This window comes from Brevibacterium jeotgali, from assembly GCF_900169175.1.
In the GTDB taxonomy this organism is placed as follows: domain Bacteria; phylum Actinomycetota; class Actinomycetes; order Actinomycetales; family Brevibacteriaceae; genus Brevibacterium; species Brevibacterium jeotgali.
This window is the reverse complement of sequence record NZ_FXZM01000002.1, coordinates 41,962-55,205: the sequence shown is the minus strand read 5'-3', so window position 1 is coordinate 55,205 and position 13,244 is coordinate 41,962. Positions and strand designations below refer to the sequence as shown.

10 protein-coding genes are annotated in these 13,244 nt (G+C 68.1%); 4 read left to right on the top strand and 6 right to left on the bottom strand.

What is annotated here, in order from left to right; all coding sequences use genetic code 11:
* Positions 1–18 precede the first annotated feature (18 nt).
* Entirely contained in the window at positions 19–2,397 is a 2,379-nt protein-coding gene (locus BJEO58_RS02090; RefSeq protein WP_101587341.1) for an ATP-binding cassette domain-containing protein, read from the top strand.
* 257 nt (positions 2,398–2,654) lie between these two features.
* A complete protein-coding gene (locus BJEO58_RS02080) occupies positions 2,655–3,116 on the top strand; it encodes a transglycosylase family protein (RefSeq protein ID WP_281284823.1) in 462 nt (153 codons plus the stop codon).
* Positions 3,117–3,248: 132 nt separating this feature from the next.
* Here BJEO58_RS02080 and BJEO58_RS02075 read toward each other — a convergent pair whose 3' ends face one another.
* Entirely contained in the window at positions 3,249–4,181 is a 933-nt protein-coding gene (locus tag BJEO58_RS02075) for an AEC family transporter (protein WP_101587336.1), read from the bottom strand.
* A 199-nt stretch (positions 4,182–4,380) separates the two neighbouring features.
* On the opposite strand from BJEO58_RS02075, the gene BJEO58_RS02070 reads away from it, so the two are divergent.
* Complete coding sequence (locus BJEO58_RS02070; RefSeq protein ID WP_101587334.1) at positions 4,381–4,866, top strand: Hsp20/alpha crystallin family protein; 486 nt, start codon at positions 4,381–4,383, stop codon at positions 4,864–4,866.
* A gap of 26 nt (positions 4,867–4,892) precedes the next feature.
* Here BJEO58_RS02070 and BJEO58_RS02065 read toward each other — a convergent pair whose 3' ends face one another.
* On the bottom strand, positions 4,893–5,738 hold the full coding sequence (locus tag BJEO58_RS02065) for a class I SAM-dependent methyltransferase (RefSeq protein ID WP_101587333.1): 846 nt from the start codon (positions 5,736–5,738) through the stop codon (positions 4,893–4,895).
* The gene (locus BJEO58_RS02060; protein ID WP_101587331.1) at positions 5,735–6,820 is read right to left on the bottom strand and encodes an Ldh family oxidoreductase; all 1,086 of its coding nucleotides are present in this window, start codon (positions 6,818–6,820) and stop codon (positions 5,735–5,737) included. Before BJEO58_RS02060 ends, BJEO58_RS02065 begins: the two co-directional genes overlap by 4 nt.
* Before the next feature lie 144 nt (positions 6,821–6,964).
* Between BJEO58_RS02060 and BJEO58_RS02055 the strand changes: the two genes are divergently transcribed.
* Positions 6,965–8,245 carry an aspartate aminotransferase type Ic gene (locus tag BJEO58_RS02055; protein WP_101587329.1) on the top strand — a complete coding sequence of 427 codons (1,281 nt, stop codon included), beginning with the start codon at positions 6,965–6,967 and terminating at the stop codon, positions 8,243–8,245.
* Between the two features lie 111 nt (positions 8,246–8,356).
* Here the strand turns inward: BJEO58_RS02055 and BJEO58_RS02050 are convergent, their stop codons facing one another.
* The 3 genes from BJEO58_RS02050 to BJEO58_RS02040 form a co-directional block, all read right to left on the bottom strand.
* Entirely contained in the window at positions 8,357–9,220 is an 864-nt protein-coding gene (locus BJEO58_RS02050; protein ID WP_101587327.1) for a 3-hydroxybutyryl-CoA dehydrogenase, read from the bottom strand.
* A gap of 98 nt (positions 9,221–9,318) precedes the next feature.
* The gene (locus tag BJEO58_RS02045) at positions 9,319–9,810 is read right to left on the bottom strand and encodes a peptide deformylase (protein WP_101587326.1); all 492 of its coding nucleotides are present in this window, start codon (positions 9,808–9,810) and stop codon (positions 9,319–9,321) included.
* Positions 9,803–13,213: a pyruvate carboxylase gene (locus BJEO58_RS02040; protein ID WP_101587324.1), complete on the bottom strand. Its 3,411-nt coding sequence runs from the start codon at positions 13,211–13,213 to the stop codon at positions 9,803–9,805. Before BJEO58_RS02040 ends, BJEO58_RS02045 begins: the two co-directional genes overlap by 8 nt.
* Positions 13,214–13,244 lie beyond the last annotated feature (31 nt).

Genomic DNA, 13,244 nt, shown 5'->3' with positions numbered 1-13,244 from the left:
TCACTGAGGAGCTCCATCGTGACAGAAGCGACCGCGCGTGCGGATTCCCACCATCGCATCCGTGTGCACGGCGCACGTGAGAACAATCTCCGCGACGTGAGCCTCACCCTCCCCAAGCGACGGCTCACGGTCTTCACCGGAGTGTCGGGGTCGGGGAAGAGCTCGCTCGTGTTCGGAACGATCGCCGCGGAGTCGCAGAGACTCATCAACGAGACGTATCCGGCATTCGTCCAGGGCTTCATGCCCTCACCGGGTCGACCGGACGTCGATGTCCTCGAAGGGCTCACGACTGCGATCATCGTCGACCAGGAGCGACTGGGGTCGAACCCCCGGTCCACGGTCGGGACCGCGACCGATGCGAATGCGATGCTGCGGATCCTCTTCTCCCGCATCGCGCGACCGCACATCGGCGGAGCACAGGCGTACTCCTTCAACGTCGCGTCGATATCCGGCGCGGGCGCCGTGACCTTCGAGCAGCCGGACGGCACGACGAAGAGGGAGCGTCGCGACTTCGCGGTGGTCGGCGGCATGTGCCCCCACTGCGAGGGCACCGGCACGGTCCACGACGTCGATCTCGCAGAGCTGTTCGATGACTCCCTGTCCCTGCACGACGGTGCGATCACCGTGCCCGGCTACAAGGCCGGGGGCTGGATGGTGAAGTACTACGCGGAGTCCGGGCTGGTTCCCGCGGACCTGCCGATCCGCGAGTTCGACGCGCAGCAGATGAGCGACTTCCTTTGGAAAGAGCCCACGAAGATGAAGTTCCGGGGCATCAACTCGACGTACGAGGGCCTGGTCCCTCGAATCCGGAAGTCGATGCTCACGAAGGACCGGGAATCGATGCAGCCCCACATCAGGGAGTTCGTCGATCGTGCCTTCACGTATGTGTCCTGCCCCGAGTGCGACGGGACGAGGCTCAGCGCGGCGACCCGCTCCTCGCACATCGCCGGGCTGTCGATCGCGGATGCGTGCGCACTGGAGATCGCGGATCTCGCGGAGTGGGTCCGGGGACTCGAGGAGCCGGCCGTCGCTCCGCTGCTCTCGGGCCTCGCGGAGCTGCTCGACTCACTCGTGCGCCTGGGACTGGGATACCTCTCACTCGAGCGTCCGTCCGGCTCGCTGTCCGGCGGTGAGGCGCAGAGGATCAAGATGGTCCGTCAGCTGGGGTCGCCCCTCACCGATGTGACGTACGTCTTCGACGAGCCGACGACGGGACTCCACCCCCATGACATCTCCCGGATGAACGACCTCCTCCTGCAGCTGCGGGACAAGGGGAACACCGTGCTCGTCGTCGAGCACAAGCCGGAGACGATCACGATCGCCGACCACGTCGTCGACCTCGGCCCGGGCCCGGGCACCGACGGCGGTGAGATCGTGTACGAGGGGACAGTCGCGGGTCTCGCCGGTGCTGACACGCCCACCGGCAGGCACCTGCACGATCGGGTTCGGATCAAGGACGAGGTGCGGACGGCCTCGGGCACGTGGGAGATCCGTGGCGCCGACCTCCACAACCTCGTCGACGTCGACGTCGACGTGCCGGGCGGCGTGCTCACGGTCGTGACCGGGGTCGCCGGTTCGGGGAAGAGCTCGCTCATCCACGGTTCCCTCACAGGCCGCGACGGGGTGGTCGTCGTCGACCAGACGGCCATCCGGGGTTCGCGGCGCAGCAACCCGGCGACGTACACGGGGATGCTCGAACCCATCCGCAAGGCGTTCGCGAAGGCGAATGGGGTGAAGCCCGCGCTCTTCAGCCCCAATTCCGAGGGCGCGTGCCCGACCTGCAAGGGTGCCGGGGTCATCTACTCCGACATTCCGACGATGGCAGGAGTGGCTGTCACGTGCGAGGCGTGCCAGGGCCGCCGGTTCCAGGAGGAGGTGCTCGAGTACCGGCTGGGGGAGAAGTCCATCGCCGAGGTCCTCCTGCTGTCGGCCGCCGAGGCCCACGCATTCTTCTCCGAGGGCGAGGCGAAGGTGCCGGCAGCAGCCAGGATCCTTGGCCGGCTCGTCGACGTGGGCCTCGGGTACGTGACCATCGGACAGCCGCTCACGACCCTTTCCGGCGGAGAGCGCCAGCGGCTGAAGCTGGCCGTGCGGATGGCGGGCGACGGCGAGGTCTACGTGCTCGACGAGCCGACGACGGGCCTGCATCTCCAGGACGTCGAGGCGATGCTGGCCATGCTCGACTGCCTCGTGGACTCCGGGAAGACGGTCATCGTGATCGAGCATCACCAGGCGGTCATGGCCCACGCCGATTGGCTCATCGACATGGGTCCCGGAGCAGGTCACGAAGGTGGACGCGTCGTCTTCGAGGGCACGCCGGCAGCCCTCATCGCACACGCACGCGCGGGGGAGAGGACCCTCACCGGCGAGCACCTCGCGGCGTATGTGGCGGAGTGACGCGAGGCCTGGTGCACGTGTGCACGACCCAGCAGGCCATCACGGTCAGGTGGCACTGAGGCGACTCTGGGTGAATGCGCACCGCTGATCAGCGGTGCGGGCTGTCATGAGCGCCCGTGGGCTCGCTACCGTGTAACAGCCCGGTAACGAACCGGGCGCTGACATGCACGCCGTGCGCACGCACGACGTCGGACGACACCGAGGCGCGCATCGGCAGGGGAGCACCCCGGCCCTGCGCTCCGAAGGAGAACGACACCGTGAAGACCACCATGAGGAACAACCTTCGCAGGATCGCACTGCTCGGCGGCGCCGGAGCGGTCGCAGCCGTCGGCTTCGTGGGGGCGGCCGGCCCTGCACAGGCGGACTCGGGATCCGTCTGGGACCGCGTCGCGGAATGCGAGTCCGGCGGGGACTGGGACATCAACACCGGCAACGGCTACTACGGGGGACTGCAGTTCTCCCAGCAGACCTGGGAGGCGTTCGGCGGTGAGGGCATGCCGCACGAAGCGAGCAGGTCCGAGCAGATCGACATCGCCCAGGAGACTCTCAAGGAGCAGGGACCGGGCGCATGGCCGGTGTGCAGTGAGGAAGCAGGGCTCACGAAGGAGAACGGGCTGGCGGACGACGGCTCGGGATCCGACGACTCGGATGAAGGACGCTCCGATGACGACGGCGAGTCCGACGGCGACTCAGGCAAGCCGCAGCTCGGCGGCGCCTGAGCCGCAGGGCAACGAGTCACGCTCCGTGACCGCGGGAGATCTCCCGCGGTCACGTCCTGCGTAGAGCGCCGATAATCTACATTATGTTAAGTAGATTCCTGAGGGCACCCCACCGGTCGTCATACGAAGACCTCACACGAGCACCGCAGAACCGACGAGCAGCACGAACGGCAGTGTCACGAACGATGCCACCGTCTGGAACGCGATGAGTGCGGCCATGAGCGATGAGTCGCCGCCCAGCTGGCGCGCGAGCACGTAGGCCGTGCTCGCCGTGCCGATCGATTGGAAGATCAGTGCGACGAGAGCCACCGGGCCGCTCACACCCACCAGGACGAGCCCTCCCAGCGTGAGCGCCGGCAGGACGAGCAGCTTCGCCGACGACGCCACGACGACCCCCACCGCATGTGTCCGCAGCTCGATCCGCCGCAGCCCGGCGCCGACGCACAGCAGGCCCACCGGCAGCGCAGCGGCCGCGAGCGGATTCAAGACTCCGACGACCACCTCGGGCATCTCGAACGGCAGCGCTCCCGCCGCCGCGCCCAGCACACATGCGAGCACCAGCGGGTTCAGCACGACTTTGCCGGCGAGTGAGAGCAGCGAGCTCCTCTCGACGAGGAACACCTCGAAGCCCAGCGTCGCGATCACGTTCACCAGCGGCACCAGCACCGCGCCCACGATCCCCGCGAGTGCGGCGCCCTCCCCCGGCACCAGGCTGACCGCCAGCGATACTCCGACATACGTATTGAAGCGGACCGAGCCCTGCAGCACGGAGGTGAACGCAGCGGCGTTCGGTGCGACCACTCTGCTGAGTGCGAACAGGATTCCGGTGACGAGGAGCGTCGGAGCGACGACGGCCACCGCCACCCTCCCCACCGGAATGCCCGCGAGGTCGACCGTCGAGATGCTCGTGAACAGGAGCGTCGGGAGCAGGAGGAAATATGCGAGCCTCTCCGCCCCTGCCCAGAACTCAGGACTCGAGAACCCTCGCAGTCGGCGCAGTGCAGCACCCAGCGCGAGCAGTGCCGCGATCGGCACCAGCGCTGCCGCGATCGCTCCCACAGACATGCCGCTCCCCCGTTGTGACCTGCACGAGCAGACCTGCTCCGCCCGCGCCCCCTCCCCGTCATATCACGTCCCCGCGGCGTCATGGCGCGGCCGTTCGCGCGACTTCCGCGGATCACTGAAAGCGACTAGATTCGAGTGTGTCGGACTCGACGCAGCGAGCCTTCGAGCACGAGCCACGCCGAACGAAAGGACCACCCTCATGGCCGGATCCACTTTCAACCCGATTCGCGACATCGATCGCTTCTTCTCAGAGGTCACGAGGACGCCCAATGCCGTGGGCCTGCCGATGGACCTCTTCCGCGACGGCGAGATGTTCGTCGCCCGTATCGACATGCCCGGCGTCGACCCGTCCAGCATCGACGTGGACGTCGAGGACCGCACACTCACCGTTCGCGCCGAGCGGACCACCCCCGATCCGGAGCCGGAGGTCACGTGGCTCACCCGCGAGCGTCCGACGGGGACATTCGCCCGGCAGCTCACACTTGGGAATCGTGTCGCCGTCGACCAGATCTCAGCTGAGTACTCCGACGGCGTCCTCTCACTGACGATCCCAGTCGCAGACGACGCGAAGCCACGGAAGATCTCCGTCGCGCACGCAGACAGCGCGCGATCGGGCACAGTCATCTCCTCGGAGCAGCCGTCGGCCGACCGGTCGGCGCCCGGAGACCCCGCACAGGGGCTCTGAGCCACGAACTCGGAGCCACTCAGCCCTCATGAGCGTCGTTGCGTCAGATACGCGAGGCACAGATAGGGCAGCTCGAACATATCCGGCTCCCCCGCTGCGGTGAGGAGGCTGCCGGACTCGGCCGCGAGCCCGCGCCCCTCGTCTGAGAGGAACGAGCGGATGTTCGCCTCCACGCGCTCTCGGACCCTCGGCCCGTTGCGCAGCCAGTACGATCGCGTCGCCGCCAATTCGACCACATCGTCCGCACTCACACCTGTGGTGAACGTGAACTCGGCCGCGGTCGGATCCGCGAATCCTGCGAGTGCGGGCCTCCACGCCGGCCGGTAGACATCACCCGCATGCATGATGCGTGCGAGCCTGAGCACCCACTCCACTCGCACATCCAGCTGGTTCAGGACGATCGCCACCGCACCGGTCCGCGTGAGGACGCGACGGAACTCTGCAGCAGCGGGGATCGGGTCGATCCAGTGCCATGCCTGCGCGACCGTCACCAGATCGACGGACTCGTCGTCCAGAGGGAGCGCCTCCGCGGTCCCGCCGCGGGCGGGCTCCGGGTGGAGGGCGAGCAGGTCCTGATCCGGGTCGATGCCGACCACCGACCAGCCGCGATCACGCAGTCCAGCCCCGAAGATGCCCGTTCCTGCGCCCACGTCCGCACAGCGCACGGGGGCCATGACCTCTTCCGCGAGCCAGTCGTAGACGGCGTCCGGATACCTGGGCCGCACGCGGTCGTAGACGGCGGCCGCCTCTCCGAACCGTGTGCCCACCGCCTCGCGGGTCGCCTGCGCCACCGCAGGGCGCACAGCCCGCTGGCCCGTCCTCCCCCACGAACCGTCGTCGGGCGGGGACGGGGAGGTCGGCTGTCGGCTCATGCCCTCTCGACGAGTGCGAAGTCGCTGTCCAGCTCCGTGCTCAGTGCGCGCAGCTGGTCGACGAGCGCCTCCGCGAGTGGGACTCCGTGCTCCAACCGGTCGGCGCGGGTGAGGAAGTCGCGGTCCCCTGTCGCCTGCACCGGCTCGGCCGCCTCGAGCGGTTCCATCCCGCGAAGGGTGTCGCGCAGTTCGCGCACGTAGTCCCCTGCATCGGTTGGAGCGCCGAAGGCCGCCGGATCGATGGCGAGGAAGAAGTACCCGATGTCCTGGTAGCCGTCGACGTTGCCCGGCTGGCCCGCACCCGGCAGGGCTGCGGAGAGGATCTGCACCATCGTCGCAAGGGCGGAGCCCTTGTGCCCGCCGGTGAAGAATCCTCGGCCGCCCAGGGGCAGGAGCCCCACTCCCCCGTCCTTGCCGTACTCCAGGCGGGAATAGATCTCCTGCGCGTCATGGAGGGGCGCTCCCTCACCGTCGACCGCCCACTCCTCCGGGAGATCCTCGCCGCGCAGCCCGTAGAGCTTGACCTTGTTGAGGGGGACCGTCGTCGTCGACATGTCGACCAGGACGGGCTCCTCACCCGGCACGGGCGCGGCGAACGCGATCGGGTTCGTGCCCATCAGGGCACTCTTGGCCCGGTGCGGCACCTGCAGTGCGTTCGCAGTCGAGCACAGCGAGATCCCCATGAGCCCCGCGTCCGCAGCCATACGCGCGTAGTAGCCTGCTGCGCCGTAGTGATTCGTCTGTCCCACGACGCCGATGCCCACGCCGAACGAGCGCGCAGCCTCGATCGCCTTCGTCATCGCGAGGTGCGCGCCGGTGTGCCCGAAGCCCCTCTTCCCGTCGACGCGGACGACCGCCCCGAACGAGTGCGCGACCGCGGGCTCCGCCGTGGGGTCGATGTGTCCCTTCGCGATCTCGGAGGCGTAGTACGGAAGCATCGAGATCCCGTGGGAATCGACCCCCATGAGATCCGTGTCGTACATGACGTCCGTGCACACGGTGCGCGTGTGGTCATCAGCACCGAACCCGCGGAGGGTCGAATCGATCTGGGCACGAACGGAAGCGGGGTCGAATCGTCTCATGTGCGCGAGACTACACAATCGGAGAGGCCGGGACGCCGGCGCCTCTCCGTGCGGAGGGAGGCCTCACCCCGGCGCAGGACACCGGCGACTAGGATTGGGGTGTCCCGGCCCACCCGCACTCCCCCATATGAAAGGGACCCGCGCATGTCGCTCAGTTCGCTCACCCCACAAGAGATCGCGTCGCGCCTCGAGACCGCCACCGCGGACTACGAGCGGTTCGCCGCGCGCGGACTCAGCCTGGACATCACGCGGGGCAAGCCGTCCGCAGCTCAGCTGGACCTCGCCGACGAACTCCTCACCGCTGTCACGGGCGCCGACGCCGCGTCGGCGGACGGGACGGACACGCGCAACTACGGCGGCCTGCACGGGCTTCCGGAGCTGCGCGAGATCTTCTCACCGCTCCTCGGAGTGCCGACCGAGCAGCTGCTCGCCCAGGGCAACTCGTCGCTGACCCTCATGCGCGATGCGCTCGCCTTCGCGATGCTCCACGGCCGTCCGGATTCGGCCGCCCCGTGGGCAGGCACGCCCGTGCGGATGCTGTGCCCGGTGCCGGGGTATGACCGGCACTTCGGTCTCGCCGAGTCACTGGGCTTCGAGCTGGTGCCGGTGGCCACGGATGCAGAGGGTCCCGACGTGGACCAGGTCGCGTCGCTCGTCGCGGGAGATCCCTCGATCAAGGGCATCTGGATCGTGCCGGTCCATTCGAATCCGATCGGTGTCTCCATCTCGGAGCGCCGCACCCGTGAGCTGATGGCTCTCCCGGCCGCGGCCGGCGATTTCACCGTGCTCTGGGACAACGCGTACGCGCTCCACCATCTGCGGGAGCCGCACCCTGAACCGATCGATGTCCTGGGGATCGCGGCGGAGGCCGGCAACGCGGATCGCCCACTCGTCTTCGCCTCGACGTCGAAGATCACGCACGCCGGCGCCGGCGTCGCGTTCTTCGGGGCATCCCCCACCCTCGTCGACTGGTTCGCGCGCCACACGGCAGCCGGTGCGATCGGTCCGGACAAGGTCAACCACCTCCGCCACGCCCGCTTCTTCGGTTCCCCGGAAGGCGTCCGCGCGCACATGCGGAAGCACGCGGAACTGCTCAACCCCAAGTTCGCCGCAGTCGACGAGGTCTTCTCCCGCGAATTGGGACCCGAGGACCTCGCCGCGTGGACGAACCCGTCCGGCGGCTACTTCATCACGCTCGCAGTGCCGCCGGGCACCGCCTCGCACGTGGTGAAGCTGGCCGCCGAGGCCGGGGTCAAGCTGACTCCCGCAGGCGCCACGCATCCCCACGGAGTGGATCCGGATGATGCGATCATCCGGATCGCGCCGACCATGCCGCCTCTCGAGGAGGTCGAGGTCGCCGCCGAGGTCGTCGCCGCCTGCGTGCGGGTCGCCGCCTACGAGGCGGTCGCGTCACCGCGCGGCTGAGCCCAGCAGCATCCGCGCAGCACGGACGGGCATGAGGAAGGGTCCGGACCGATGGTCCGGACCCTTCCTCATGCCCTGCAGAAGCGGGTCTTCAGCGCGTCGGAGTACTCGTCACGTCGCGCTGTAGTCGTAGAAGCCGCGTCCGGTCTTCACACCGAGCAGCCCTGCGTCGACCATGCGAGACAGCAGCACGGGCGGCTTGGCCGCGGGGTCTCCGGTCTCCTCGTGGATGCTCTTCCCGACGAACAGGCAGGTGTCCAGTCCCACCCTGTCTGCCAGGGCGATCGGACCCATCGGATGGGCGCACCCGTTCACCATGCCGAGGTCGACGTCCTCCTTCGTCGCATGGCCCGCCTCGACCATGCGGATCGCGGAGAACAGGAAGGGGATCAGCAGTGCGTTGACGACGAAGCCGGGGCGATCCGATGCGCGGATCGTCACCTTGCCCAGCACGTCTGTCGCGAAGGCGTCCATCGCGTCGACGACACCCGGGTCCGTGAGTTCGGAGACCACGAGCTCGACCAGCGGCTGCACGGGTGCCGGGTTGAAGAAGTGGATCCCCAGCACGCGATCGGGCCGGCCGGTGGCCTGCGCGAAGCGGATGATCGGCATCGACGAGGTGTTCGACGCGAGGATCGCGTCCTTCGCCGTCACCACCGTGTCGAGCTCTGCGAAGATCGCCTTCTTGACGTCCTCGTTCTCGCTGGCCGCCTCGATGACCAGCTGGCGGTCTGCGAAGTCTGCCATGTCGACGGTGAAGTGCAGGCGAGCCAGAGCAGCGTCGCGATCGTCTGACGACAGCTTGCCGCGCTGCACGCCCTTCTCGAGGCTCTTCTCGATGCTGGCGCGGCCGGAGGCGATGGCCTCCGCGCTGATGTCACGGACGACGACGTCGAGCCCCGCACGTGCGAGCACTTCTGCGATGCCGGATCCCATCAGTCCGGAGCCCACGACTCCGGCGCGTTCAATAGCCATATCTCCTCATTTCTTCACGTCTGCCGGTCCGTCTGTGCCGTCCGGACCCTGTGCTTCGTCAGTGAGTTCCCTCTGCGGGTGTCCTCGATGTCAGAGCGTCAGAACCAGTCCGCCCGACGGACCGCCGCCAGTGCTTCCCGCTTCCGCTCCTTGGGGAGCGTCTCGATGTAGACGGTCCCGTCGAGATGGTCGGTCTCATGCTGCAGCATCTGAGCGAACACCCCTTCGCCCTCGACGCGAACCTGCTCGCCGTCCACGTCGAGACCTTCGACGGCGGCGAACTCCCACCGCGGAGTGGGGAACCATAGCCCCGGCACCGACAGGCAGCCTTCATCGATGTCACGAAGCCGCCCTCCGGTCTCCACCACCACCGGATTCACGATATGTCCCACCCTGCCGTCGAGGTGGAAGGCGAAGATCCGCCTGTCCACCCCGATCTGCGGGGCGGCGACCGCCGCGCGGCCGTCCGGTGCCGCAGTGTCTGCGAGATCCCGGACGAGCGCACGCAGCGAATCGTCGAACGCGGAGACCGGTGTGCATACCGTGCGCAGAACCGGATCTCCGAAGTGCCGTATGGGACGGTCAGTCATCGATCACGACGACGAGGTCGCCGCCCTCGAGCTGCTGGACCGGACCGATGGCCAGCCGCGACACGGTGCCGTCCACGTGCGAGGTGATCGATGCCTCCATCTTCATGGCCTCGATCGTTGCGACCGTCTGTCCCGCCTTCACCTGGTCGCCCGCCTCGACCTGGAGGGTCACGACTCCGGCGAACGGGCTGGCGACGTGTCCCTGCTTGTCCGGATCGGCCTTCTCCGCGGCAGCGACATTCACATCGACGCTGCGGTCGCGCACCGAGATCGGGCGCAGCTGACCATTCAGGGTGCACATGATCGTCCGCATGCCGCGTTCGTCCGCGGGACCGACCGCCTGGATGCCGACCAGGAGCGCCTTGCCCTTGCCGATGACGACGCTGTACTCCGATCCCTCCTCGAGTCCGTAGAGGTACAGCGACGTCTCCAGGACGGACAGATCGCCGTACTGATCGCGCATCCGGTCGAATTCCTTGTGGGGCTGTGGGAACAGGAGCCTGTTGAGAGTGTCCTGACGCGTGCGGCCCGGCTCGTTCAGGAGCGCGGAGTCCTCGGCGTCGAGGTGCGAGACGGGGACCCTGTGGGTGCGTCCCTCGAGCGCCTTGCTGCGGAACGGCTCCGGCCATCCGCCCGGAGGATCGCCCAGATCGCCGTTGAGGAAGCCGATGACGGAATCCGGCACGTCGAACTTCTGCGGGTTCTGCTCGAACTCGTCCGGATCCGCGCCGACCGCCACGAGGTGGAGGGCGAGGTCGCCCACGACCTTCGAGGACGGCGTGACCTTCACCAGGTGGCCGAGGATCCGGTCCGCCGCCTCGTACATCGCCTCGATCTCCTCGAACTTCTCCCCCAGACCCAGCGCGACGGCCTGCTGACGGAGATTGGAGAGCTGCCCGCCCGGGATCTCATGGCGGTACACGCGTCCCGTGGGACCCGGGAGGCCGGATTCGAACGGCTTGTAGACATTGCGCACTGCTTCCCAATACGGCTCCAGGTCTCCGACAGCACTCAGGCTGAGACCCGTGTCACGCTCAGTGTTCTCCAGTGCCGCCACGAGTGCCGACAGGGACGGCTGGCTCGTCGTACCGGCCATCGACGCGCTGGCGGCGTCGACGGCGTCTGCGCCTGCGGCGGAGGCGGCGAGAAGGGTCGCGAGCTGTCCGCCTGCCGTGTCGTGGGTGTGGACGTGGACCGGGAGGTCGAAGTTCTCGCGCAGTGCGGTGACGAGCGTGGTGGCTGCCGCGGGACGCAGCAGTCCGGCCATGTCCTTCACTGCCAGCACATGCGCTCCGGCCTCGACGATCTGCTCCGCGAGACGCATGTAGTAGTCGAGCGTATAGAGCGACTCGTCAGGGTTGGAGAGGTCCGACGTGTAGCAGAGCGCGACTTCGGCGACGGTCGTCCCGGTGGCCCGCACTGCGTCGATGGCAGGCCGCATCTGCGACACGTCGTTGAGCGCGTCGAAGATGCGGAAGACGTCCACACCCACGTCTGCAGCCTCTGCGACGAAGGCGTCGGTGACCTCCGTGGGGTACGGCGTGTAGCCGACGGTGTTGCGTCCGCGCAGGAGCATCTGGAGGTTGATGTTCGGCACGGCCTCCCGCAGCTTCGCGAGCCTCTCCCACGGATCCTCCGCGAGGAAGCGCAGTGCGACGTCGTACGTCGCACCGCCCCAGGCCTCGATGCTCAGGAGGTCCGACGTCATCTTCGAGACGTACTCCGCCGGAGTGACGAGGTCCTTCGTCCGCACGCGCGTGGCGAGCAGCGACTGGTGGGCGTCGCGGAACGTCGTGTCCGTGACCGCCAGCGCCGTCTGCTCGCGCAGTGCCCTGGCCCAGCCGTCCGGTCCCAGCTCCTGGAGCTTCTGGCGGGATCCGGCGGGAGCGGCTGCTCCGCTGAGCGAATCGGGCAGGGCCGGCAGCTTGTCCACCGGGTCGAGTGTGACCGGAGCGTCGCCGTTCGGACGGTTGACCGTCACATCGGCGAGGAACTCCAGGATCTTCGATCCCCGGTCCGCTCCCACGCGCGCGTCGAGCAGGTGAGGATGGTCGTCGATGAACGACGTCGCGAGGTCGCCGTCGCGGAACTTCTCCTCTGCGAGCACTGCGCGCAGGAAGCCGATGTTCGATGCGACGCCGCGGATCCGGAACTCCGCGAGCGCACGGCGTGCACGGTCGACCGCCTGCTCGAAGCTGCGTCCGCGCGTGGTGCACTTCACGAGCATGGAGTCGAAGTGCGCGGAGACCTCGGCACCCGCGTACGCGGTGCCGCCGTCCAGGCGCACACCCGCCCCACCGGCGGATCGATAGGCTGTGATCACGCCGGTGTCGGGGCGGAAGGAGTTGGTGGGATCCTCCGTCGTGATGCGGCACTGCAGCGCCGCACCCTTGATCCGGATCATGTCCTGGGAGAGGCCCAGGTCATCCAGAGTGCCGCCTGCGGCGACGAGCATCTGGGACTGGACGAGATCGATGTCTGTGATCTCCTCCGTCACCGTGTGCTCGACCTGGATGCGGGGGTTCATCTCGATGAACGCATGCTTGCCCGCGCGAGGTCCCGCCGTCTCGAGGAGGAACTCGACGGTGCCCGCGTTCTGATAGTCGATCTCACGTGCGAACTGGAGCGCATCGCTCCGCAGCGCGTCCGCGACCTCCGGGTCGAGGTTGGGCGCGGGCGCGATCTCGACGACCTTCTGATGGCGACGCTGGATGGAGCAGTCGCGCTCGAAGAGGTGGACCGCGTTCGAGTCGTTGTCGGCCAGCACCTGGACTTCGATGTGGCGCGGCCGCTGCACGGCCTGCTCGATGAAGACGGTGGGGTCGCCGAAGGCGCCTTCCGCTTCGCGCATCGCCGCTTTGAGCGACTCGAGCAGCCCGTCGCTGCTGTCGACGCGGCGCATGCCGCGTCCGCCGCCGCCGGCGACCGCCTTCACGAAGAGGGGGTACTCCATGTCCGCGGCCTGCTCGAGCAGTTCGTCGATGTCTGCCGACGGCGACGTCGAATCGAGCGTCGGAACTCCTGCTCGACGCGCCGCCTCCAGGGCGTGGACCTTGTTGCCGGCCATCTCGAGCACGTCGGCGCGAGGACCGACGAAAGTGATCCCCGCTTCCTCGCATGCACGGGCCAGTTCAGGGTTCTCGGAGAGGAAGCCGTAGCCGGGGTACACGGCGTCGGCTCCCGATTCGGTCGCCACGCGCATGATCTCGGAGACATCGAGGTACGCGCGGACCGGGTGCCCCTCCTCTCCGATCTGGTACGCCTCATCGGCCTTCAGCCGATGCTCGGAGTTGCGGTCCTCATAGGGGAACACGGCCACGGTCTCCGCGCCGAGCTCGTAAGCAGCGCGGAAAGCACGGACGGCGATCTCGCCACGGTTGGCGACAAGCACCTTTCGGAACATTCGAACTCGTTTCTTCCGGCGCCGGTTCACG